The sequence below is a fragment of the Shewanella sp. S1-49-MNA-CIBAN-0167 genome (assembly GCF_040310145.1).
In the GTDB taxonomy this organism is placed as follows: Bacteria; Pseudomonadota; Gammaproteobacteria; order Enterobacterales; family Shewanellaceae; genus Shewanella; species Shewanella psychromarinicola.
Window position 1 is genome coordinate 90,868 of sequence record NZ_JBEOPO010000013.1, and the last position, 24,067, is coordinate 114,934.

The 24,067-nt window shown below is 42.6% G+C and carries 20 protein-coding genes; 7 read left to right on the top strand and 13 right to left on the bottom strand.

The genetic code is table 11. The features are described from left to right. Positions 1-2: 2 nt before the first annotated feature. From AAEZ00_RS08145 to AAEZ00_RS08205, 13 genes are all read right to left on the bottom strand, one after another. On the bottom strand, positions 3-1,763 hold the full coding sequence (locus AAEZ00_RS08145; RefSeq protein WP_335689548.1) for a GspE/PulE family protein: 1,761 nt from the start codon (positions 1,761-1,763) through the stop codon (positions 3-5). Further along, a complete protein-coding gene (locus tag AAEZ00_RS08150) occupies positions 1,760-3,154 on the bottom strand; it encodes a tetratricopeptide repeat protein (RefSeq protein WP_351088542.1) in 1,395 nt (464 codons plus the stop codon). Before AAEZ00_RS08150 ends, AAEZ00_RS08145 begins: the two co-directional genes overlap by 4 nt. Beyond that, the gene (locus tag AAEZ00_RS08155) at positions 3,151-4,095 is read right to left on the bottom strand and encodes an ExeA family protein (RefSeq protein WP_351088543.1); all 945 of its coding nucleotides are present in this window, start codon (positions 4,093-4,095) and stop codon (positions 3,151-3,153) included. Before AAEZ00_RS08155 ends, AAEZ00_RS08150 begins: the two co-directional genes overlap by 4 nt. An 83-nt stretch (positions 4,096-4,178) precedes the next feature. Beyond that, positions 4,179-5,843 (bottom strand): pilus (MSHA type) biogenesis protein MshL, encoded by a 1,665-nt coding sequence (mshL, locus tag AAEZ00_RS08160; RefSeq protein ID WP_351088544.1) that lies wholly within the window; start codon positions 5,841-5,843, stop codon positions 4,179-4,181. A gap of 13 nt (positions 5,844-5,856) precedes the next feature. After that, positions 5,857-6,159: an MSHA biogenesis protein MshK gene (locus AAEZ00_RS08165; RefSeq protein WP_351088545.1), complete on the bottom strand. Its 303-nt coding sequence runs from the start codon at positions 6,157-6,159 to the stop codon at positions 5,857-5,859. A gap of 4 nt (positions 6,160-6,163) precedes the next feature. Then, the gene (locus tag AAEZ00_RS08170; protein ID WP_351088546.1) at positions 6,164-6,820 is read right to left on the bottom strand and encodes an MSHA biogenesis protein MshJ; all 657 of its coding nucleotides are present in this window, start codon (positions 6,818-6,820) and stop codon (positions 6,164-6,166) included. Further along, a complete protein-coding gene (locus AAEZ00_RS08175) occupies positions 6,817-7,437 on the bottom strand; it encodes a PilN family protein (RefSeq protein ID WP_351088547.1) in 621 nt (206 codons plus the stop codon). Before AAEZ00_RS08175 ends, AAEZ00_RS08170 begins: the two co-directional genes overlap by 4 nt. Beyond that, complete coding sequence (locus AAEZ00_RS08180) at positions 7,434-8,315, bottom strand: biogenesis protein MshI (protein WP_351088548.1); 882 nt, start codon at positions 8,313-8,315, stop codon at positions 7,434-7,436. Before AAEZ00_RS08180 ends, AAEZ00_RS08175 begins: the two co-directional genes overlap by 4 nt. Positions 8,316-8,617: 302 nt before the next feature. Continuing rightward, the gene (gene csrD / locus AAEZ00_RS08185) at positions 8,618-10,528 is read right to left on the bottom strand and encodes an RNase E specificity factor CsrD (RefSeq protein WP_351088549.1); all 1,911 of its coding nucleotides are present in this window, start codon (positions 10,526-10,528) and stop codon (positions 8,618-8,620) included. Between the two features lie 216 nt (positions 10,529-10,744). Beyond that, on the bottom strand, positions 10,745-11,992 hold the full coding sequence (locus AAEZ00_RS08190) for a malic enzyme-like NAD(P)-binding protein (protein WP_101033797.1): 1,248 nt from the start codon (positions 11,990-11,992) through the stop codon (positions 10,745-10,747). Between the two features lie 662 nt (positions 11,993-12,654). Continuing rightward, a complete protein-coding gene (gene rpmE / locus AAEZ00_RS08195) occupies positions 12,655-12,867 on the bottom strand; it encodes a 50S ribosomal protein L31 (protein WP_101033796.1) in 213 nt (70 codons plus the stop codon). Positions 12,868-13,012: 145 nt separating this feature from the next. Further along, positions 13,013-14,263, bottom strand: coding sequence for a FimV/HubP family polar landmark protein (locus AAEZ00_RS08200; protein ID WP_351088550.1), 1,251 nt, complete (start codon positions 14,261-14,263; stop codon positions 13,013-13,015). Positions 14,264-14,571: 308 nt separating this feature from the next. Continuing rightward, positions 14,572-15,369: a FimV/HubP family polar landmark protein gene (locus AAEZ00_RS08205; protein ID WP_351088551.1), complete on the bottom strand. Its 798-nt coding sequence runs from the start codon at positions 15,367-15,369 to the stop codon at positions 14,572-14,574. An 82-nt stretch (positions 15,370-15,451) separates the two neighbouring features. Between AAEZ00_RS08205 and priA the strand changes: the two genes are divergently transcribed. The 7 genes from priA (at position 15,452) to AAEZ00_RS08240 (ending at position 24,001) form a co-directional block, all read left to right on the top strand. Beyond that, complete coding sequence (gene priA / locus AAEZ00_RS08210; RefSeq protein ID WP_351088552.1) at positions 15,452-17,647, top strand: primosomal protein N'; 2,196 nt, start codon at positions 15,452-15,454, stop codon at positions 17,645-17,647. A 182-nt stretch (positions 17,648-17,829) separates the two neighbouring features. Beyond that, positions 17,830-19,575, top strand: coding sequence for an arginine--tRNA ligase (gene argS, locus AAEZ00_RS08215; protein ID WP_335689283.1), 1,746 nt, complete (start codon positions 17,830-17,832; stop codon positions 19,573-19,575). After that, positions 19,575-20,177, top strand: a complete 603-nt coding sequence (locus tag AAEZ00_RS08220; RefSeq protein ID WP_351074726.1) for an SPOR domain-containing protein — start codon at positions 19,575-19,577, stop codon at positions 20,175-20,177. Before argS ends, AAEZ00_RS08220 begins: the two co-directional genes overlap by 1 nt. A gap of 168 nt (positions 20,178-20,345) precedes the next feature. After that, positions 20,346-20,870, top strand: a complete 525-nt coding sequence (gene hslV, locus AAEZ00_RS08225; RefSeq protein ID WP_101033789.1) for an ATP-dependent protease subunit HslV — start codon at positions 20,346-20,348, stop codon at positions 20,868-20,870. A 26-nt stretch (positions 20,871-20,896) separates the two neighbouring features. Next, positions 20,897-22,222, top strand: coding sequence for an ATP-dependent protease ATPase subunit HslU (hslU, locus tag AAEZ00_RS08230; protein ID WP_124013437.1), 1,326 nt, complete (start codon positions 20,897-20,899; stop codon positions 22,220-22,222). Positions 22,223-22,356: 134 nt separating this feature from the next. Next, a complete protein-coding gene (locus tag AAEZ00_RS08235) occupies positions 22,357-22,743 on the top strand; it encodes a gamma-butyrobetaine hydroxylase family protein (RefSeq protein WP_101033787.1) in 387 nt (128 codons plus the stop codon). A gap of 955 nt (positions 22,744-23,698) precedes the next feature. Beyond that, a complete protein-coding gene (locus tag AAEZ00_RS08240; RefSeq protein WP_351088553.1) occupies positions 23,699-24,001 on the top strand; it encodes a hypothetical protein in 303 nt (100 codons plus the stop codon). The last annotated feature ends 66 nt before the right edge of the window (positions 24,002-24,067 follow it).

Sequence of the window (24,067 nt, forward strand, 5' to 3'; positions counted from 1 at the left end):
TATTACAATCCAATATCTTGTTGGCTAATCAAATCTTCCGACAAGGCCACTTTCGATTCACTGACATCTTCAACCAGTTTTGACACCTCTTCGAGTGTGGTCGTGCCTAAGAATAAATACTCCATCGCGGAATGTGCCAGTGGGATAAAGTTAGGACTGCGCAGGGCTGCACGAGCGAAATCTTGCGGATTACCGGTGCGCATGGCATCTATCATGTTCTCATCGAGTTCGAGTATTTCAAAAATACCAATCCGGCCGCGATAGCCTGAGCCGTTACAGGTTTGACAACCGCTGCCCACTTTAAACGTGGCGCTGCTAATATCTCTTTTAGTCACACTGTTAAGCCAGCTACGTTCAGCCGCTGTGGGCTGATAATCTACCGCACAATTATGGCAAACACGTCGAACCAGACGCTGAGCGATAATGACCCGCAGCGCACTGGCAACCAAATAACTTGCCGCGCCCATATCGAGTAATCGCAACGCGCTGGTAACAGCATCATTAGTATGTAACGTCGATAACACGAAGTGACCGGTTAATGCACCTCGTAAACCAATTTCCACGGTTTCTTGGTCACGCATTTCTCCCACCATGATGATGTCGGGATCTTGACGAAGCGTGGTACGCAACACGTTAGAAAAGTCTAAACCAATCTTATGATTAACCTGGACTTGGTTAATTCGCGGTAATTGATATTCAATCGGATCTTCTACGGTGATAATCTTTTTATCTGCAGTGTTAAGCTCACTTAAAATACCGTACAAGGTGGTCGTTTTACCGCTACCCGTTGGCCCAGTAACTAACAACATACCGTGAGGACGTTTAATCTGTTTACGAATACGCGCCACAATATTCGCTGGCATACCGGTTTCATCTAAGGTGCGCAGGCCGGTGGTTTGATCTAATAAACGCATCACCACAGATTCGCCATGATAAATCGGCATGGTCGACATCCGCACGTCGATTTGATGACCTTTTATTTCCATATGAAAACGGCCATCTTGTGGCATACGCTTTTCTGAAATATCCAATCCCGCCATCAATTTAAGCCGTAATACCAGGGCCGAGGCAATATTGACTTCACTGAGAATGTTTTCATGCAATTGACCATCAATACGCTGGCGGATCCGCAAGACTTTATCGCCGGGTTCAATGTGAATATCTGAGGCACGCATTTGAACCGCATCCTCAAAAATAGACTGTAATAACTTCACCACTGTGGTTTCGTTATCACTGTCGCTTTGCGTTAAATTAGCCAAATCGAACATGTCATCAGCGGCATATTCTTCATCAAGCTTACCGGCAATCGCTGCAATTTGATCGGTACGGCGGTAAAGGTTGTCAAACGCATCGAGTAATTGTTGTTCTGGCGCCACCGCGATCATTAACTGCTTAGGGGCAACTAATACTTCAATGTTGTCGATAGCCTGCAAATCAGCAGGATCACTCATGGCAACTAACACATGGTCAGAGTGACTCTCCACCACTAAAGCACGAAAACGCCGCGCTTGTACTTCGGGGAGAATATTGACCACTTCGGCGGCAATCGGACGACGACTAATATCAAGGTACGGTAAATTAAGCTGCTGAGATAAAAACTTAAGTAACTGATCTTCAGTGATACAGTTCAAATCAATTAATGTCCGACCCAGCTTTTTACCTGAGCTACGTTGCTCTGTTAATGCTTGCTGTAATTGCTCGTCGGTGATAATCAGCTCTTGAACAAGAAGATCTCCTAACCGCATCTTTAACTTAGGCTTCATCGGTTTGCTCCTAACTGATCTAAACGCTTTTCAATAAATGTCATGGCGGACGTTGATAACCCTTCATAGCTTAATGCCGATCGGTAAGCTTGCGCGGCTTGCGGATATTTTTTCTGCGAATCGAGTGCATAACCTAAGCCCATCCACCAGCGAGATTTAGTCGATTCAGAGACCAATAAGTGACGGTAAGTCGCCTCGGCTAAAACAAAGTTTTTCGATTTTTGGGCCAAATCGGTTTGGGCGATCCATTTATCACGAGCCCACAAAGAGTTATCGGGGATCATTGCCACTGTCGACAATGCGGCGTCATAGGCTTTCATTTGGGTTTGAATTCGCGACAGAATCACATAAAACTCCCATTGTTGCGGAAACAAACTCATTCCACTTTCGAGTAATAGCATTGCCGCCGTAAGATTATTTTGCGCATAATAAATTTTGACCAATTGCTTACGGGCTTTATGTAAACTCGGTTGTAAAATAATCGCTTCTAAATAGTAACTTGCTGCATCATCAAGGCGCTGCGCTTGCTCTGCATCCATCGCTTTTTGATATTGCAATTGCGCCATTTGCGTCTTAGTGAGAACCACCTCTTTGACCGTCATCTCCACAGGTTTTTGTTTAACGATAGGTGCTTGTGCAGCTAAACCAGACGATGGCGCTGTGGTTAAGCCTTGCGTGGGGGCAATGTTATTAGATGACATATTAGTCGAGGCAATCTTAGTCGGTACGATGTTATTAGATGAAGTGTTATTAGGTACCGTGTTATCAGAGACAGTCTTATTTGAGCCTGAAACACTGGGCTTATCTGTGACTATTTCTGTGACTAAGGTTGCCGCTATTTGCACGGGTGTTTTGACTATTTCAGCGACTTTAACGCTGGTTTGTGGTGCCAATTCTGAAGACATGTCAATAGTTTCAGCCGTCGCCACAAACCCAGTGCCCACGGCTGAGGTATCCGTTGTCTGACTGTCTTGAGTGATGCCTTGAATATTGTCTGCCGTTATCGCCTGAGTTGATGCTTCAATAGGAGCTTGAATCGATGTCGCTGTTGAGCTTAGAGCCAACTTAGGCTGCTCAACATCAACACCATCATTATCTTGTGGCTGACTCAGCAATGATTGGGTTTCTTTACTCGCAGATGCGCTGACAGCGCCTGGATCACTGACCATTTGAATATTGGCTTGGCGGTACATAGACACACCAAACCACAACGTGGGGATCAATAGTGCCGCAACAATAATAAGACCAATAGATGCTGAGCGAGATTTAGCGACGGATTGATACTGAATTTGAGGACGCACGAATTCTCCCACCGGTAGTGCCGATGGGTTGTCCATTCCGGGCTGCTGACCCTGTTCTAAATCGTTGAGCATTTTGATAATCACACTCATTTAATTTCGCTTATTTGTGTCATCCATTCACCACAACAATTTGGGCCATTCAGTCCAATAAACAACATCACTGCCCCAAACAATATAATGAGCAGCATACTGACACGAGAGAACGTTACTTTATGTTGTAAATTAACATCTTCGGTATCCATTATTGCCGCGAGACAATGCCGCGACAGTACCTTTTTTTCACCTTGGCCATAACACAGCAATAAGCTCTTATGCGCCAATATGTTCACTAAACGCGGGATGCCTCGAGCGGCTTTTGCAATACGCTTAATATCGACGGTACCAAACAATTCCGGCCCTTGATAACCCGCAACAGCAAGTCGGTGATGAATATAAGCTTGTATTTCATCCCATGTTAACGGACGCAGATCATAGCTAAAGGTAATACGCTGTCTTAATTGTCTAAATTTGGGTTGCGCCAAACGTTCGTCTAATTCTGGTTGACCAAACAGCACCACTTGCAACAACTTGCGACTTTCGGTCTCTAAATTAGTAAATAAGCGTAACGCTTCAATACTGTCATCAGGTAATGATTGCGCTTCATCCAACACTAACACCACGTGAAAGCCTTGCTGACTTAACCCTAACAAACGCTGATGGATAAGCCTTGTTAGTTGTTGCTGATCGACTTTATTGGGTAATGCTAAGCCAAGCTCTCCTGCTACGGCCCAACGTAATTCTTTAGGATTCAAATAGGGATTGGGTAAGTAAGCGCAATGGTATTGAGCCGGTAAATCATTTATCAGCTTACGACAAACCAAAGTTTTACCAGTACCCACTTCACCAGTAACCTTGATAAAACCTTCACCGGTTTGTAATGCTGTTTGCAGCACTTGTAAGGCTTCCACATGCGGCGACAACCCAAAAAAGAAACCCGTATTTGGGGTAAGTGTAAAGGGTAACTGACTTAAGCCAAAGTGCTGCAAATACATAATTACTGGCTATCCCTTATCAAATTCAACCGCCACACTTATCAACCGCCTACGGCAACTTATCGATCAATCACCAACCGCCACTACTTAGAAGGATACCAACGCTCTATTAAATCTTGTGAGCGCTTTAACTCATCCTTCCATGTGTCACCACCGACAACCGTGGGTTTCAACATAATAATCAATTCGGTTTTCTTTTTAGATTTAGTGCGGCTGGTGAAAGCTTCGCCCAGAAAAGGAATATCACCCAATAACGGTACTTTTGATACGGTTTCAATGTTTTCGCTCTTCATTAATCCACCAATCACCACGACATCACCAGAAGCGGCGCGGATAACCGTATCCGACTCACGGATCTCACTTTGCGCTAACGGTAACTCTAAGGTTGAATCACTGATTTTTATCTCTTTAGTTTGTTCCTTCACATCTATCACTGAGGGATGAACATGCAATATTACATTGCCATCTTCGTCAATCTGAGGCGTTACATCTAAGGCAATGCCGGAGAAAAATGGCGTTAGTTCAACCTGTGGCGTCGTTACTGGAGTGGTGCCGGCCACTGTAGTTGTTGATACATCGGTGACAAAGTATTCGTCATTACCCACTTTAATGACCGCTTTTTGGTTATTAGAAGCCGTAACACGAGGACTTGAAAGCACATCTACATCACCTTGAGTATCCAGCAAACTAATAATGCTACTAAAATCGCTTCCGGTGAAATTAATCGAGGTGACACCGCCAATGGCAGATGTAATGGCATTACTTAAACCTTGTCCTGCTGAGGTACTGAAATCAATGTTGGTATTGCCGGCATGGCCTAAAACATTCTCCCACTGGATCCCTTGCTGGTAACCATCAGATAAGGTTACTTCTATAATTTTTGCTTCTAAAATCACTTGGCGCTGTAAATGGCTTTCGGCTATTTGTAAGAAGCTACGGATTTGACGTAATTCATCAGGGAAAGCCCGAACGGTTACCAGCCCTGCTTGAGGTGTCACCACCACTTGTCGCCCGCCACCGGTTTCACCCATAATTGACATTAAGGTGGCTTCTAACTCACCCCAAAAATCCGTCTTGGTCGTTGAACGAATAAACGTACCATTGGTATTGTCACTGCTGTTGGCATTGCTACTATTGTTACTGTTACTCGAACTACTGTTGTTGCTCGAACTGCTATTACCGCTGCTGTTTGAGTTACTATTTTGATCAGAAATACGACCGGAGCTCACCGAGGTTAATGACAAACCTTCTCGTTGCATATAGATATAATTTAATGGGAACGTTTCGGTTCTCATACCCGACGGGTACACCCGTAAAATACGACCTTCGCGCTTAACTTGGTAACCGTAAATGTCTTCAACAACCTGAATGGTTTCTGCCAAGGTGACCGCTTTTAATGATAACGAAATGTTACCTTGCACATCAGGATGTACCGCAACACTTAATGGCGTGTCTTTGACTAAGCTTGGAAAGAACACTCTCGCATCAACGTCATTTGCTGACACATCAAAACGACGCTCTGCAGGTAAGGCCCTTGCTGATGAGCTCAACACATTATTACCATTAAGCTCACGTTGAACATCTTCAGGCATAACCGCTGGTGGTGGCACAGTGGCTTGACGGGTCTCAGCTTGTTGCCTTGACTCATTCAAGGCCGCTTTTGCGGTTTGTGGATCGGGTCTATCTGTCGTTTGGCAAGCAACTAGGCACAGCGACATCAGAGGAGTAACATATTTAATTACATTCATTTTTATTCTTATCCTACCGCTCTGTTATCGACTGAAATAGCTGAAGTTTTCTTCCATCTGACAAGGTGACATAGTCTTTGCTAATCTTTGATACACGTAATCCACTGCCGCTAATTGTGTCACCCACCGAAAGAATAATATTATTAATGACCGCATAGCTATGTTGGCCGTTAACAATACTGTTTAACACCAAAGATGGATTATCGGCTTTGGCCTTAACAGTAACAAAACCCTGACCCGGTAAGGTTGGATCTCGTAATGTCTGTGCGTTTGCAGCAAACACTAACAGCATCATTAGGCAGGATGCATACGCCATGGGATTAATCTTGTTTCGCAACACTGATAAAGTCCTTATTCACACTCAGTGTGTAAAGTTCTAATTCAACTAACGCTTCGGGATGAGATTCAACACGGTAATCTAAACGCTTCCAATACAATTTATCTGGCATTGTTTCAACGGCTTTAATAAACGCTAAAATAGCAAAATAATCGCCTTTTAACATCAGCTTAATACCATGACTGTAAAGGTTAACGTTACTGCCATCACCCACTTGCAGTAAGGCTTTGGGTGCAATGGAGGCAAACGAGATTAATGTCACACCTTTCACATTACCCAACAAGTTGGCTAATACTGTTGGCATGTAATCCGCAGGAACCATATCAACCATTTGATCGGTGAGATCGGCATCAATCAATTGCATCTGCTCGGTAATGATTTGTAACCGTTGCTGATAATCTTTATTAGGGTCAAGTTGTAAACGCTCTTCATAGAGTGCCACTTGCTGTAAGGAAATCGAATTTTCTTGTTCTAGTCCCTTAAGCTGATTTTGTAAGCTTTGGTGCTGTTTCCAAAGTGATTCTAATGGCATAAACAGCAACATCCCTGCCACAACTAGCAGAGCAAACGTAATCAATATCCGCTCTCGAGGGCTTAACGCATCAAATTTTGACGACCACACCAGCCATTGCTGCTTCATTGTGCTGACTCCTTAGCAATGGGTTGGCTTATTAATTTAAACGCCAACGGTTGTGCTTCGCCGCGATCCATCGTCATTGCTGAAAACGCATAACCCTTTAATGTTGAAGTGGTTTTGAGTTTATCTATCCATAATGGAATACTTTGCGGATGACGACCGTAACCTTCAAACTCAATGCGTTGAGCATCGTTGTTTTGCTGTTCAATGGTGATATGACTCAACCACACACTGCTATCCGCCACGGCGGCCAAGTCAGTCAGCATTGGCGAGTAACCTTGGCTAATCAGAGTATTGCGTTGACTAAGTTCATCTTTTAACAGTTTTTTTAGATCTAAACGCTGCTGCTCAAGCTCAACCTTTGCCACTAAGTCCCCATTGGGCTTACGGGCAGCAATTTGTTGTTCAAGCTGACTTTTCTGGTTTTTTAAACGATTTTTCTCAGTGCTTGCCTGCTGGTTTAGGGTTTGCAACTCATCGGTATGCCACAGTCCTACTGCATAAAGTACCGCGCTGCATCCGCACAGAAAGGCCAATGCAAGCATCAGCCTTATAAACGTCAGTCTTTGTTTTTTCGGCAACAAATCTGTGGAATATAAATTAACGGCGGTTTTTATCACACTTCACCTCGAGCTAATTCCTGCAACGCTAACTGAGCAAGTAAACTCGGTACGCCATCGTGAGTCACGGCAAACACTTTTTGATTAAAGTTAGCGCCGACAAGATTGGCTACCGATGAACTATCACCTTCAGCCAAGATACTAATCGATCCCACTGGAGCTTGACGTAATTGGCTTTCAAAATAGTCCATAGACCGTTGAATTTCTAAACTGAGATTATCGGCTAAGCCCAGTTTTAACTCCTCTAAAGTCGCTTTGTTAAGCTGATTAAACCCTCTCACTCGACGTTGCATTAACACTTCACCCGCTTTAACAACCAACAACAACAACTCTTGTTGTGGCAAGTGGGCTACCAACATATGTGCCATATTATCGTGAGCTAATAGGTGGCTTAATGCTAATTCTTCAATGCTTATCCCAGCAACATCTAGTCCATTAGCATCACAAGCACTCGCCACTTGGGTTAAAAACTGACGGCTACTAACCACCACATTCACTTTTGAACTGGAGATAAGACTGGACTCAAAATAATCCAGATAAATATTAGTGACAGGCTCTGACACCATATCTTTAACAGACCAGATCAACGCCTGAGTCACTTCGCCAGGTTCGACATTGGGTTTGTCAGCTTGTAATAATTGATAATACTGCTGCGACAGTACTAATTGCACCCGAACTCGGCCAAACTGGCTCTTTAGTGTTTCAAAGGCTTGAAGCAAATTGTTTTTTTGTACTAAAATTTGATTGATAACTGGCGCGATTTGACCTTGTTGGGGATGACACACCCACAGCGAATTACCAGTGATAAATACGCCTACATTACCCATCAATTGCGATGTCTGCCAAAAAGCTAGTTTACTCAAAAAACCATTGTCCATTGGGTAGTCCATATTCACTAACATATTAATTAGTTAGTTAAGATTACTGAGCAGAGGTACAACATCAAAAAAACGACATTATAAATCTAATACACCAACACGTAACATCGATTCAATTCGATTAAGATATATGGTGTTTTCTAGTATTACCGGGCAATTTTATCACGATTACAGTTTGTTATTATTGCGTTAATGCTATAAATCATCATAAATATGCCACATATCTACTTACAATAAGGTGCAATCTATTGATAAACAAGGTCTAACGTGAATGAATTACAGCAAACATAGCACTATAATACTCAAACTTCAGATCTTTGCCCCAAAAACTCTCCCTGAGCGGCACTCACGCCTAGAATTTTTAACGTTTGCCATTCTTCGAAACATTCAACACCTTCAGCAATAACTTTCACTTCGGCGCGATAAAGGCCACCAATTAGACTGCGTATAAACAATTGATTTTCTGAACGTTGATGTACTCGTCGCACGATCGAACGATGTAATTTCACTAAATCAAAGTGGTACTCCTGAATATAGTGAGTCCCCACAACATATTGGCCAACATGATCTACCGCTAATTTAGCGCCCATTTTTCTTAACATATCGAGCGTTTTAAGCAGTGAAGTATTTTTCTGGTTTTTAACAATGATGTCTTCCGACACTTCAAAAATAAGTCGAGCCGCTAAAGGGCGATGTTCCAATAACGTCGATTGTAACCAACGAACAAACGCTCTACTGGTCAAACTATATAGGCTTAAGTTGATACTGTAGGTTGATGTATTTTCGGACATTAACCTGAAGAGTACTTGTTCCAACATTTGGCGTTCAATCTGTGGCATCAATCCACATTTATTGGCCATCGGAATAAACAGTGTTGCGCGCACATCATTACCGTGTAAATCACGAGCACGACTGAATATTTCATAATGTAAAATCTGATTATCGCTATCGACAATAACTTGCTGTAAGGTAAAAAATCGTTTTGAAACCAGTGCATTTTCAATGAAACTACGCCAACGCACAGAACCTTTAGCAATTTGTTCATCTAACGCGCCTTTGTCGTACATAAACCAGTTATTAACCCGTTGTAATTGTGCTGCTCGAAGTGCCATCTCTGCTTCTTCAACAAGTTGAACTTGTAAATCTGCAATTTTAAAAAACGCACAGCCTAAATGTAGAAAATTATCAGGATTACCTATGCCAGAAAAAGGTAATGCAAGGCAGGTTTTGAGTATTCGCTGGGCTAACTGATCCGCTTCTACCTGGGATAATTGTGGTACGACTATGGCTAGTTGTGAGTAACTACGCCGCGCAAAAATACTGTCCTCATATTGGACTAATGCAGTAGTAATGGCTTGGGTTGTTAATGAAAGCATGGTCTTCACACCGCTCTCACCGTATTGGTCTTCGACTAAATCAACATCATCAAACTCAATCAACATCAGTACGCCATGAACAATCATTTTTTGATTATGGCTCAATCCATCAAGACGGTTTTGAAAGAATATCGGGTTGCCAATCTGAGTTTGTTTATCAAGGAAAGTATCTTTACGAATAAATTGATCTAAGCGGCCACGTTCTTTGCAGGCATCATCGAGCTCGGCGAGTAATTGACTTATCGCACGATTGATCATCCTTGGCTTACCATTAGTCGGCATATCGGCAGCTTGCTTTAAATGACCGTCTAAAATGAGCTTACTGCGCAGAGCGAGTTGTTCAATCCCATCTAACTCCCTGGAATACCAACCATAACCAAAACGCACAAAAATTCCGATGCTGATAAAACCAATGACGAGCATAATCAGCTCATGCCAGCCAAAATCATGTAAAGAAAATGGCGGAGGTAAGGTTATCGTCATCGATAATTTTCCATGACTTAACTGGGTCTGATAAAGGGTCAAACTGCTGCTGGGCGTATCGGCTTTACTGCGATGAAATTGATAAACTAATTGGCTGCCTTGCGACAGAGCAAAATCAACCGCGTTATAAGCCGTTAGCAAAGGGGGTAACCAAGTAGAAAATTGATTATTGCCATGTTGTTGATAGTCAGCAGCTAACATGGTTTCTAATTCAGCGACTTTCTGTTGCTGAAAAGTGTAGGTTAATTGAGTAAAGCCCATCACCGCACACAGTAAAAACACAAAAGCCACTGCGACTAATGAAAGCAGCCAAAAGCTGGTCAGTTTTTTGGTAAGGATCTTGGTGAGTTTCATTTATCCGCTATCCTGCTGGATTTATTTATTTTATTAATAACTCAAATTTTGTCCAGTATAACGATTGTGCTCGGCAAGTTCACTATTCGTTTTTAATCATGCTTTTGCAATAGCCAATAAAAAGGGGCAAAAGCCCCTTTAATTAACGATATTTTTTTACCATCATGCGATGACTTATAGCAGATCATCTATCGCTGATTATTTATAGCTAACTGTCTATACCTGATATTCAGTCGGCAAGGTGATGATTTTAGCCACCCCAGAATCGATTGCCGCTTGTGATACTGCTCGAGCAACTAGCGGCAGTAATCTTGGGTCCATTGGTTTAGGCAACACATATTGTGAACCAAAACTCAATGATGACACGTTTGGATAAGCGGCTAATACCTCAGCAGGGACAGGCTCCTTGGCGAGGTTAGCAATAGCATACACTGCAGCCAGCTTCATTTCGTCGTTAATCACAGCCGCGCGGACATCGAGCGCGCCTCGAAAAATAAACGGGAAGCACAATACATTGTTTACTTGATTTGGATAGTCACTACGACCCGTACCCATAATTAAGTCTTTACGGATGCTATGGGCTAATTCAGGTTTAATTTCTGGATCAGGATTTGAACAAGCAAAAATAACCGGGTTTGGTGCCATTAAGGCGATATCATCAGCAGCCAGAAGGTTCGCGCCTGACAATCCTAAAAATACATCGGCATCCTTCATCACATCTTGCAAGGTGCGTTTGTCAGTATTGTTAGCAAATAATGCTTTGTATTCATTGATATCGTCACGACGAGTATGGATAACGCCTTGCCTGTCGAGCATGTAAACATTTTCTCGTAATGCACCACATTTTACTATCATGGTCATACACGCAATCGCAGCAGCACCAGCACCTAAACAGACAAATACTGCATCGTCAATTTTTTTACCCTGAATTTCGAGCGCGTTTAACATGCCGGCAGCCGTGACAATAGCAGTGCCATGTTGATCGTCATGAAACACCGGAATATTACAACGCTTAATGAGCTCGCGTTCAATTTCAAAGCATTCTGGCGCCTTAATGTCTTCTAAGTTAATCCCACCAAAAGTATCGGCAATAGACTCAACGGTATTGATAAAATCTTCAGTGGTGCGGTGTTTCACTTCAATATCAATCGAGTCAATATTAGCAAAACGTTTAAAGAGCAGAGATTTGCCTTCCATAACAGGTTTTGAAGCTAATGGACCTAAATTACCCAGTCCTAAAATAGCGGTCCCGTTGGTGATCACCGCGACAGTGTTGCCTTTATTAGTATATCGATAGGCATTTTCAGGATTCGATGCGATCTCTCTAACAGGCTCTGCCACGCCAGGACTATATGCCAAAGCAAGATCGTGGCTCGATTGAGCGGGTTTTGTCAGGCAAACAGCTGTTTTACCTGGTATGGGGAATTCATGATAATCGAGGGCTTGTTGACGAATATCTGACATTTTATACATCCTGAAATGCGCTATCTATGAAGGAAAGTATGATCCGCAGTACACACTTACAGTGAGCTTGCTAACCATCGAAAATTTTAATCACAATACGCTAATACAAGGACGATATAAATCAAAAACTTAATCATAGGAGGTGTTGTGGGCCAAAACAGAGGGTATGTTTTATTAATCTAACTCTTCGAATATGAATATATATAAATCAATAAGTTAAAAATGTAGGAAAATAACAAGATTTACCATAACAATCGGATATAGAGGTTGATATTTGCAGTTTATTTTGTCTAAATAACAATAAAGTAGCCTTTATTTTTTTTATATTGTTTATCACTAAAAAATTAGTTTTCGCCTCAGCACAATACTGGTTAACCTCAATTCGGGATAAGAGATGGAGTAACGTGTAAAAAATAGGTTTATTTCAAGTCTGCAATATCAAACTTGCATTTGTTTTGCTAACAAGGCGTATTGACGCGGCAATAACTGGCCTATGGTAAGTCGATACAACACGTAGAGCGTAACAAAGGGCTGGTTGATAACCGTTTATTCGCCAGAATTGAGGTTATTTATCCTCAACTCGAGTTAAGAGGTAGGATTAGTTAACGATAAGTAATAAAAAAGGCGCCAAAGGCGCCTTATTAAAAATAATTGCAATCCAATTATTTTTTGCCAAGCATACCAAAACGCTTGTTGAACTTATCAATACGTCCGCCAGTATCAACAACTTTCTGAGTACCAGTGTAGAATGGGTGACATGCACCACATACGTCCAAGTGTAGGTTTTTACCTGCAGTTGAGTTCACTTTGATGATGTTACCACAACTACAAGTTGCAGTAATTTCAGCGTAATTTGGGTGGATACCTGTTTTCATTTGGGGTTACCTTAAATTGAAGGCCATGTCGCTCTCCCAACCCGAAGTTGAGCACCACATGCAGTTAATAACAATATGTTTTAGGCGCAAGATAATACAGTGTCTTATGTACACAAACAAGTAGAATTTCTAAACGATACTATGACTACCTATGCCTGCGTGCTAGAGCCTCGTAGGTAACTTGGGCCGCCGACGAATTTTGATATTGGTTCAATATCACCCTAGAGGGACATTTTAAACGGCTATCTGCCATCAGTAAGTAAATTTTATTATTTGCAAACGCATTCGGATTTGCATCATAAATCGCCAGCATTGCCCCGAAGACACTAATTTGCCATTGTCGATAATAACGATCGGCAACACGCCATAACGTATCTTGTGGAGATTTATCAATTACACAGATTTTATCCTGTCCATCGGTCTGCATGCCTTTTTTCGCAGGGGCTGATGTCTTGGCTACTTTATTGACGGGTGTTGGCTGAGGCACTATTTGCGTTTTATGAATAGCCGCTAATAGTTGATTACTTTCAGATTGTTTACTGTCAATTGAAATGATTGAGCCATTTGTCGATACAGGCTGAGTCACGATAACCGATGCACTAACGGGTAACGCCCGCGTTGATCCCACTTGAGACTTACCACCTTGAGTAGCCACTAAATTATCAAATGTGACCCTATCTACAGCGACATTTTGATAGCGTGAAATTGTCTCCACTGATGGGCAGCGTAATGAGCTTCCTAATTGAAGTTGGCTAATATTATTTTGATGAAATGCTGATGGATTCGTTTGATAAAGGGCAAGCATTGCACCATAAATGTTTGAATTCCATTGCTTACGATAACGCACAGCAATTTTCCATAAGGAATCATCCGCTAACTGAGTGATCTGACATTGATCCATTGCCTTTTGTGTTGGCGCTACTGGAGGTAGAGCGATGGACTTGCTACTTGTTGGCGTGGGTATCGATGTTGGTAATGCCAAAGAAGACTTCATTGTTTTTATGGCAACAGGCTGATACTGACTCTGGACAATGGCTTGAGAGAATAAAGATACAGGCGAATATTGCAGCCATTTGGCATTGCGAGATTCAGATACAATAAGTGCCGCATCCGGATCGTGTATTTTTTCAGCACCGTTTAACACAAAGACATCACCATCGCGTCGTTCTACAGTAAGCTTTTCTAACACTATATTATTTTGATAAATTTGACGTAAATAAAAAGTCAGCCGCGATAAATCATGTTGATCGGTTATGATTTGCACGGTTAGGTTAGGAGATTGTCCACTTTCAAATGGAATGGTATCAATACTGATATGACTGACTTGTGCAATAACCGTTGAAATACTATCAACAGCCAGTAATGCTAATATTGCTAGCACCTTAAAGCCTCTCATTAAATCAATCCTTTTGATTATAAATCGCTTCAACACAGCGCAAAATTACGCTGTAAAACCATGATATTTAATGTCCTTATACACTACTTCGCTTGCTAACAGCACTGACTAATAATGTTCTTACACTAAGCTTATCTGGTTGTAATTTATTATTATTGTTTACTTTTCAACCTTAATAACTATAAGGATCAAAAGTATTCGCACGAACAACTATATAAATTAACACAATCAGCTGCAACCCATTACTGACAAACAAGAGTAAATACTCGATGGGTGATGCTGATTATCACTCTTTATGGTCAGAAAACTTATTTCTCGCCATGCTTCGCTTCAATCATCTCAAAGACTTTCTTGTCGAATGCTTTATTATTGTATTCCGCCAAAATAGCAGTTGATGGGCAATTCAATGGAACATCTTTCACTAATAAGTGAATTTTTTGTTTGGAAAAAGCCAGTAAATTAGTCTCAAAAATAGCTAGCATCGCACCATAAACACTCGTATGCCATTGTTCTTTATAACGGTTAGCGATTCGCCATAACGTGTCACTATTATCCCGTTCAATCAAACATCTAACCTGTTGAGCTGATTTCACGCTTGATGGTGCTGGTAGTGATGGCTCTTGAGCCAAGCGATTGTCAACTTGCCGAGTTTTGGAGGCTCTCATCACCGGGGGGGTCGCAACTGGTGATGTTTGCTGATTATCAAAATTAGAGACTAAGGTTGCACTATTAACCGAATACGGTGCATCAAAAACGGCCATTATCGCTAACGTCGCCACTCCTGCCGCAGTGTCTTGAGTAATCATTAACTGCGCATTTGGATCACTGACAACGTCTGTGCCACTAAGCTGAAATAAGAAGTGATTAATCCCTTGTACCGTTAACTTCTGCTGCTGAACGTTACCATCATCTAACTGACGAATATAAAAGCTTAGCCGCGACACATCATCATTTTGAGCCACCATATTGACTCTTAATCTGGCCACTTTATTCAATTCAAATTGACGACTATTAATACTGACATGATCCACTTGAGCCGTTACTGCAGCAATATTACCTAATAATCCAAAGACTATGATACCGACCTCAATAAGTCCTTTACGCATATATGTTGCCCTATCTCTTTGATGACACTTAGAGGTAAACTGATCAACAATCCACTATAAAATTGAAAAATGATGAAGCCTTATGCCCGTGTTTGTTGAAGTCGCCTTACCCGTCCCCTTGCGCAGAAACTTTAGTTATCGCGTAAAAGAGCAACATCAAGCGGGATTGCAAATAGGTCTTAGAGTTAAAGTCCCTTTTGGCCCTCAACAACTCATCGGCCTAATTACCGCTATTAATGATAGCTGTGACTTGGCACCGCAACAAATTAAATCTGTCACTGCAGTACTTGATGAAGCCCCATTGCTACCTGATTCGCTCTATAAATTAACCCTATGGGCCGCCCGGTATTACTTTACCACTCAAGGACAAATGCTCAGCCAAGCGCTGCCGGTTGCATTGCGAAAAGGCCTAGACGCTGCACCGCAGGCGGTGATTGAATATCATTTAAGCCAACAAGGACGCAATGCTGATTCTAGCGTATTAAAACGTGCCCCAGCACAAAAAAAACTGTATGAGTTATTGCTGGCCAACTCAATTAGTCACGATGAATTCATCACCCAACAATTAAGCAAACCTGCGCTAAAGGCATTAGAACAAAGAGAGTGGATTGAACGGCAGCAAAAAGTGCTCAGCCATGATTTAAGTTGGCGTCAAAAGCTGATCATGAATGAATCACCCCATAAGCTTAACAAGCAACAAGCCGTCGCGGTGTCGGTGCTAACGCAACAACAAGGGTTTCATTGCACCTTATTAGAAGGGATTACCGGCTCAGGTAAAACCGAAGTCTACCTAACCTTGCTTGAGACTATTTTACAACAAGGCAAACAAGCACTTATTCTTGTTCCGGAAATCGGCTTAACCCCGCAAACCATTAATCGCTTTAAACGCCGTTTCGAAGTCAATGTTGCGGTGATCCACTCAGGACTAACCGATAATCAACGACTTGAGGCTTGGCGGCAAGCGCGTGTGGGCGAAGCGGCAATTATCATTGGTACTCGCTCAGCACTCTTTACGCCGATGGCCTACCCTGGATTAATTATTCTGGATGAAGAGCATGATAGTAGCTTTAAACAACAGGAAGGAGTGCGCTATCACGCCCGTGACTTAGCGGTAATGCGCGGACACCTTGAAGATATCCAGGTGGTTTTGGGGTCGGCGACACCATCGTTAGAAACCTTACAAAATGCATTATCAGGACGCTATCATCACCTTGAACTGAGCGAACGCGCCGGTGCGGCCCAAAAGGTCAAGCAAGGTATTGTCGATATTACTTCGCAGCCACTAAAAGCCGGCATGTCTACATCATTGATTAATGAAATGCGTATGCACCTTGACGCGGGTAATCAGGTGCTTCTGTTTTTAAACCGCCGTGGATTTGCTCCCGCCTTGCTGTGCCATGAATGTGGTCACTTACATGAATGCGATCGCTGTGATGCCTTTTTTACCGTCCATCAAGGCTTAAATGAAATATGTTGTCATCACTGCGGCAATCAATACGCTATTCCACGTCAATGCCATCAATGTGGTAGCACCATGCTAATGGGTCACGGCTTAGGCACCGAACAGCTAGAACAAGAATTAATCAAACTGTTTCCCAAACACCCCGTGGTGCGTATTGACCGAGACACCACGCGAAGAAAGGGCTCACTAGAGCAGCAGTTGCAGGGAATTTATATGGGAAAATATAAAATCCTTGTCGGCACGCAGATGCTCGCAAAAGGCCATCATTTCCCAGATGTGACCTTAGTCGGATTACTTGATGTTGACGGCGCATTATTCAGTGCTGACTTTCGTGCACCAGAACGTTTTGGCCAGCTATATACTCAAGTATCGGGCCGTGCTGGCCGCGCAGACAAACCCGGTAAAGTGCTACTGCAAACCCATCAAAGTGATAACCCCATTTTACGTGATTTATTGAAACGCGGTTATGGTGAGTTCGCTCGCAGTCAGCTAAAAGAACGCCAACAAGCATTATTACCACCCGCATGGCACATGGTGTTAATTCGTGCAGAAGCGCATTTAGCAGAAGATGCTGATGCTTTTTTAGCCCGAACCAGTGAGCTATTACCACAAGATAAGGACTTTGAAATCATTGGCCCAATTCCGGCCCCCCTTGATCGCAAAGCAGGCAAATATCGACGCCAATTAATACTGCAAGCCAAGAGTAGGCAGCGTTTACAAACTGAATTTGAGCGGGTATTAACCCAAATTGAACAAATACCTGAAAGTAAGCGTTGTCGTTGGAGTATCGATCGTGATCCACAGGATTTGATGTAATAAAACAGCAACATTACCGAGTTAACCGACCTTATATATGACATAAACTTCACTTAGGTTAGTCTTCAATACAAAAAAACCCATATTTCCGTTAAAGCAGATAGCAATCACACCCCATAAACGGCTAAAATATGCGGTTCCGTCATGTCATTCATTTAACGAATTAGTGCAAGCAAACGCCCATGAAATCACATATTGAATCTTTACTAGAACAAACCATCGAATCCTTCAAACAACAAGGAATTGTGCCAGCTGATTTTCAAGCTCGCATTCAGGTCGATCGCACTAAAGATAAAAGTCATGGTGACTTAGCGACTAACCTTGCAATGATGCTGACCAAAGTGGCTAAGAAGAACCCTCGCGAATTAGCACAACTGATTATTGACACCTTGCCGGCATCATCTTATGTGGCCAAAGTGGAAATTGCTGGCCCAGGTTTTATTAACTTTTTCATTGATGATAATGCCCTCGCCAACCAACTGCAAAATGCATTGGATGATGCGCATTTAGGCATCACACTGCCGGCTAAGCAAACCATCGTTGTTGACTATTCATCGCCAAACTTAGCCAAAGAAATGCACGTAGGTCACTTACGTTCTACCATTATTGGTGACAGCGTGGTGCGTGCACTCGAGTATTTAGGTCATAACGTCATTCGCCAAAACCACGTTGGCGACTGGGGCACCCAGTTTGGTATGCTACTGGCGTTAATGGAAGAGTTACGCGCAGCCAATGGCGAACAAGCCAAAATGGAATTGTCTGATTTAGAAAGTTTTTATCGTGCGGCCAAGGTACGTTTTGATGAATCAACCGAATTTGCCACCCGGGCACGCCAACTGGTCGTCGCGCTTCAATCGGGTGATGAATACTGCAATAAATTATGGCGCGAGTTTAACGACATATCATTAAGCCACTGCCATGATGTATATAAGCGTTTAGGGGTTAGCTTAACCCGTGCCGATGTACACGGCGAAAGTGCCTATAATGCAGACTTAGCTCAAGTGGTTCACGATCTTGATGCACAAGGTTTATTAGTCGAAAGCAATGGCGCTAAAGTGGTATTCCAAGAAGCCTTTCGCACCAAAGAGGGTGAACCTCTGCCTGTTATTATCCAAAAAGCGGATGGGGGTTATTTATATGCCACCTCAGATCTTGCCGCCATGCGTTATCGCTCAAACGTACTAAAAGCCGATCGCGCCTTGTACTTTGTCGACTTACGCCAAGCATTACATTTTCAACAAGTGTTTAGTCTTGCTAAGTTAGCCAAATTTGTTCGCCCAGAAATGTCACTCGAGCACACGGGCTTTGGCACCATGAATGGCGCAGATGGACGCCCTTTTAAAACCCGTTCTGGTGGTGTGGTTAAATTAGTTGATTTACTTGACGAAGCCGATGTCCGCGCACTTGAGCTGGTTCGCAGCAAAAATCCAGATATGGATGAAGCCACACTGACTGAAATTGCACGCGTAGTGGGGATAAGCTCAGTCAAATATGCAGATTTGTCCAAAAACCGTAGCAGTGATTACATTTTCAGTTTCGAGCAAATGCTCAGCTTTGAAGGTAATACCGCACCTTATCTATTATATGCCTACACCCGTGTCGCCGGTATTTTCAAGCGTGCTGAAGATATTGATCTTAGCCAAGCTAAGATTGTGCTTGAGCATCAAAAAGAAAAAGACTTAGGCACTAAACTGGCGCAGTTTGGTGAAGTATTAGCCCGCATGACAGACAAAGGTTTACCGCATGTATTGTGCGGTTATCTTTATGAGCTTGCGAGCGAGTTTTCGAGTTTTTATGAAGCTTGTCCTGTGCTTGCTGCCGAAACCGAGACTGAAAAACAGAGCCGTTTATTACTTTCACAATTAACCGCAAAAACGTTAAAAACGGGCTTATCGCTACTTGGCATTGAAACCCTAGAGCGGATGTAATTATGAGTCGTGACTACGCAAATCGCAAACCTCGTGCGGGCACTAAAGCCCGCGCGCCACAACGAAAAAAAGCACCTAAGGGCCCTTTTCCCTATTTGACTTTTTTTGTGATACTCACATTACTCATCGGTTTTGGCTATTTCTTATGGTCCATTAATGGCAGCTCCGACTCATCCGTCGTGACCGAGCCCGTTCAGCAACCGAAAACGAAAACGGTGCAAACTTCGACTGCAGAAGATCCTAAAAAAGTCATCAAGACAGATCCCAATGCACTGCCACCTAAGCCACAGGAAGAGTGGAGCTATCTGGAAGAGCTTGAAAACAAACAAGTTGAAATAGACTTGCCTCAGTCAGGCGTTGTGTCCAGCGGTATCTATCAAATGCAATGTGGATCATTTAGGAAAGAGTCGCAAGCAAATGAAATGAAAGCCAGAATAGCCTTCCAAGGCGTAGAGGCACAAGTGCGCCGCAGTGAGGGAAGCAACGGATTGTGGTTTCGCGTGGTATTAGGGCCTTATCCTAACAAACGCGATGCAGAAAATAACCGCCACAAAATGCAACGAGCGGGTTTAAATGGCTGCATACTTTTGTCGTTGGACTAACGCTAGCGATCGGTTATAAAGCATAAATCTCCTAGCCCTGTCCACTCGAACAGGGCTTTTTATTACGTATCTCTTGATATCTGTCATTTTGTCCCCATATCCATTTTATCAATCAACAATTGCATTCACCCTAATCACCCGTTGATGTATTAGTAAAGAGGATTTAACGTGACTACTATCGTATCCGTACGCCGCAATAATCAAGTTGTCATCGCTGGTGATGGCCAAGTGTCTCTAGGCAATACCGTGATGAAAGGTAATGCACGTAAAGTGCGCCGCCTATACCACAATAAAGTCTTAGCCGGTTTTGCTGGCGGCACTGCCGATGCATTTACGCTTTTTGAGCGATTTGAAGCCAAGCTTGAAATGCATCAAGGCCATTTATTAAAGTCTGCTGTCGAATTGGCCAAAGATTGGCGCACCGACAAAATGCTGCGCAAACTCGAAGCCATGCTGGTAGTGGCTGACACTGAATCATCATTAATTATTACCGGTAATGGCGACGTTGTTGAACCTGAACATGATTTGATTGCAATTGGCTCTGGCGGAAACTATGCCCATGCATCAGCTTTAGCATTACTGCAAAATACCGAGTTAAGCGCCGAAGAAATCGCAGAAAAATCACTGACGATTGCAGGCGACATTTGTGTATTCACCAACCAATTTAAAACTATCGAAAAGTTAGACTACTAATTCGAGCGTAAAGATAAGGAACCGTTATGTCTGAAATGACACCTCGTGAAATTGTTCACGAACTAGACTCGCATATCATCGGCCAACAAAATGCCAAACGCTCGGTTGCAGTCGCTCTTCGTAATCGCTGGCGCCGTATGCAATTAGAACCGGCGCTTCGTCATGAAGTGACCCCAAAAAATATTTTAATGATTGGCCCTACAGGCGTAGGTAAAACTGAAATCGCCCGTCGTTTAGCAAAGTTGGCTAACGCACCCTTTATTAAAGTTGAAGCCACAAAATTTACTGAAGTCGGCTATGTCGGTAAAGAAGTTGAACAAATCATCCGAGATTTGACTGACTCCGCAGTGAAAATGACCCGCGAACGACAAATGAAAAAATGCCGTCATCGCGCCGAAGAAATGGCCGAAGAACGTATTCTAGATGCGCTATTACCTAAGGTAAAAGATGACTGGGATACTGACAAAAAAGATAACTCTACCACCCGTCAGGTTTTCCGTAAAAAACTACGCGAAGGTCAACTCGACGACAAAGAAATTGAAATAGAAATTGCGGCTCCTCAAGTTGGAGTTGAAATTATGGCACCGCCAGGCATGGAAGAAATGACCAATCAGTTACAAGGCTTATTTCAAAATCTTGGTCAAAGTACTTCTAAGCATAAAAAGCTTAAAATTAAAGATGCTTACAAACAGTTAGTTGAAGATGAAGCCGCTAAGCTGGTCAATCAAGAAGACTTAAAAGAGCAAGCCATCGAGCTTGTTGAGCAAAACGGCATTGTGTTTTTAGACGAAATCGACAAGATTTGTCGGCGCGGCGAAAGCACTGGCCCCGATGTATCACGTGAAGGGGTACAACGTGACTTACTGCCATTAGTGGAAGGCTGCACTGTTAACACTAAGCATGGCATGGTAAAAACTGACCATATTTTGTTTATTGCTTCTGGTGCATTCCAGATGTCAAAACCGTCTGATTTAATCCCAGAACTTCAGGGCCGTTTACCGATTCGAGTTGAATTGGACGCCCTTACCGCTGCTGATTTCAAGCGTATTTTAACCGAACCTTATGCTTCGCTTACGGAGCAATATATTGCCTTAATGGCGACGGAAGGTGTAACCGTTACGTTTGAAGCGTCGGGTATTGAACGAATCGCAGAAGCCGCATGGCAGGTCAATGAGCGCACTGAAAATATTGGTGCTCGGCGTTTGCATACCGTGATGGAAAAATTGATGGAAGAGATTTCTTATGATGCCTCTGAAAAATCAGGTTCGACGTTTGTCATTGACGCTAAGTATGTTAATGACCATCTTGATACCTTGATACAAGATGAAGACTTAAGCCGCTTCATTTTATAGAGATGGCCCATAGTTAACCGTCAGTAAGTGTGATAAATCACGCTATATTTGCCTGTTATCACCCTCTTGCCATAGCAACTATTGAGTGATTAGTGCCACAATGGACTAATCATTTTTTTTGTGCAGGAAATACCATGACTCAATCAACGCCCACTGTGACCGGCATTAAGCTTAAACGTCAATCCAAGTTATTAGAAGTCACTTTCGATAACAGCCAAACCTACAACATCAGCTGTGAAATGCTACGGGTATTCTCACCCTCAGCAGAAGTGCAGCGTCATGGCAACCCAATATTGGTTACCCATAAGAAAGCCGTCAATATCACAACCCTCGAACCGGTTGGACATTACGCCGTTAAAATCATCTTTGATGATGGTCATGATACAGGCTTGTATTCTTGGAAGGTGCTACATAACTTATGCAGTAATCAAACTGAATTATGGCAACAGTATTTAGCCAGATTGCGGGCTGAGAAAGGTTCTCGCGAACCAATGATTGATATGAATATTAAGTATTCATAACCTTGTTTTAACAATGGCCTGCGGCCACACCTGCTTTTTCAAACTTCGTTTGAATTAACATCGCAAGGTTCCACCCTGCACGGGACCAAAAGGGGATCAAGTTCAGAGTTGAATTAGTCCCTTTAAGCTAGTATGGCTGGCACACTTCTGCCCCAAAGCCTTTTTAAGATATGGCCTGCGGCCACTAACGTCGTGGCGCTTCACCCACACCAGACCAAGAGGAAATCAACGGCTATTCCCTCTTGGTTCTTTGTTAAAGAATTGGCCCAGCCGCCCCGCAACATTTTTCCTATTGGCTTAAATAACAGCAGCGAAAAGGTCGCCATGGGGATTGATCCCGCTTTTAACTTCATTTGTAACCGTCTTCGGACTTATTCGAAAATGCTAACGCTTCCGATGGGGCGTCCCTTCCCCTCGAAAGCTAGCTGGCCGTCCATGGCCAGCTCACGTCATTTTCTTCAACGTCCTCAATTTAAATGTTGAATTTGTCCATTTCCAAATCAAGCAAACTAACTCATTTTGCCCAAAGTTTGTTAGAACCAAAGCTCTATTTAACAATGCTTGCCTTCGTTTTCCATACAAAAGTTAATCGATATTGCTCTTCTAAAGAGACCATTTTTTACTGGCTAGATTGCTTAATCTAATGAGCTGGTTTTATATACAGTTATAATGAGTTTTAGCTTAATTTAAATCAAACAACCCAATAAGTAAGTCTAAAGTAGTAAGTGTCAATTATGCGATTAAACATAAATGATTGATATTGAGGCAAATAAATTTATTTGGCGATTTTATGAGCACTTTATTTTGGCTACCTCGGTTTTTTTGGAGTTTTGCGAATAACTTATCGCTTTACATCAACGACATAGCAAATGTAGGATGATATTAATCAATAACTTAAGCGGCCGACTTTATTGGGCGAGCCGTTCAATAGGTTTTATGCATCAAGAGAATAATCATGTTCATCGTAAATATTGAGTATCCAGGTACTTGGCTAGAACTTCCAGATAGAGACAAGGCATTCGAAATTAAAAGTCTTATTTCATCTATGGAAACGGCCGTTACAGATATGGCTATTACACTTACTATGTTTGTAGATTGCCAACGTGCATCTCATGAGGAGCATCGCTCTGAAGCTTTTAAAGATTCATGGGAACGAGATAGGCAATTACGTATGCGTATAGAGGATGAGTACCGTAATAAATTACCAAAAGAGCATGACTTCTATAATCAACATGAATATCACCGTTTATACCCGTGATCATTGAAAATGCTTGATTTTGTCCCAAATGGGATCATCATAGCCCCATGAAACAAATTACACTCT

Bases quoted from the DNA above. Each gene is read 5' to 3' on its own strand.
- AAEZ00_RS08145 (WP_335689548.1), bottom strand. From the start codon at position 1,763: ATGAAGCCTAAGTTAAAGATGCGGTTAGGAGATCTTCTTGTTCAAGAG.
- AAEZ00_RS08150 (WP_351088542.1), bottom strand. From the start codon at position 3,154: ATGAGTGTGATTATCAAAATGCTCAACGATTTAGAACAGGGTCAGCAG.
- AAEZ00_RS08155 (WP_351088543.1), bottom strand. From the start codon at position 4,095: ATGTATTTGCAGCACTTTGGCTTAAGTCAGTTACCCTTTACACTTACC.
- mshL (WP_351088544.1), bottom strand. From the start codon at position 5,843: ATGAATGTAATTAAATATGTTACTCCTCTGATGTCGCTGTGCCTAGTT.
- AAEZ00_RS08165 (WP_351088545.1), bottom strand. From the start codon at position 6,159: ATGGCGTATGCATCCTGCCTAATGATGCTGTTAGTGTTTGCTGCAAAC.
- AAEZ00_RS08170 (WP_351088546.1), bottom strand. From the start codon at position 6,820: ATGAAGCAGCAATGGCTGGTGTGGTCGTCAAAATTTGATGCGTTAAGC.
- AAEZ00_RS08180 (WP_351088548.1), bottom strand. From the start codon at position 8,315: ATGGACAATGGTTTTTTGAGTAAACTAGCTTTTTGGCAGACATCGCAA.
- csrD (WP_351088549.1), bottom strand. From the start codon at position 10,528: ATGAAACTCACCAAGATCCTTACCAAAAAACTGACCAGCTTTTGGCTG.
- AAEZ00_RS08190 (WP_101033797.1), bottom strand. From the start codon at position 11,992: ATGTCAGATATTCGTCAACAAGCCCTCGATTATCATGAATTCCCCATA.
- rpmE (WP_101033796.1), bottom strand. From the start codon at position 12,867: ATGAAAACAGGTATCCACCCAAATTACGCTGAAATTACTGCAACTTGT.
- AAEZ00_RS08200 (WP_351088550.1), bottom strand. From the start codon at position 14,263: ATGAGAGGCTTTAAGGTGCTAGCAATATTAGCATTACTGGCTGTTGAT.
- AAEZ00_RS08205 (WP_351088551.1), bottom strand. From the start codon at position 15,369: ATGCGTAAAGGACTTATTGAGGTCGGTATCATAGTCTTTGGATTATTA.
- priA (WP_351088552.1), top strand. From the start codon at position 15,452: ATGCCCGTGTTTGTTGAAGTCGCCTTACCCGTCCCCTTGCGCAGAAAC.
- argS (WP_335689283.1), top strand. From the start codon at position 17,830: ATGAAATCACATATTGAATCTTTACTAGAACAAACCATCGAATCCTTC.
- hslU (WP_124013437.1), top strand. From the start codon at position 20,897: ATGTCTGAAATGACACCTCGTGAAATTGTTCACGAACTAGACTCGCAT.
- AAEZ00_RS08235 (WP_101033787.1), top strand. From the start codon at position 22,357: ATGACTCAATCAACGCCCACTGTGACCGGCATTAAGCTTAAACGTCAA.
- AAEZ00_RS08240 (WP_351088553.1), top strand. From the start codon at position 23,699: ATGTTCATCGTAAATATTGAGTATCCAGGTACTTGGCTAGAACTTCCA.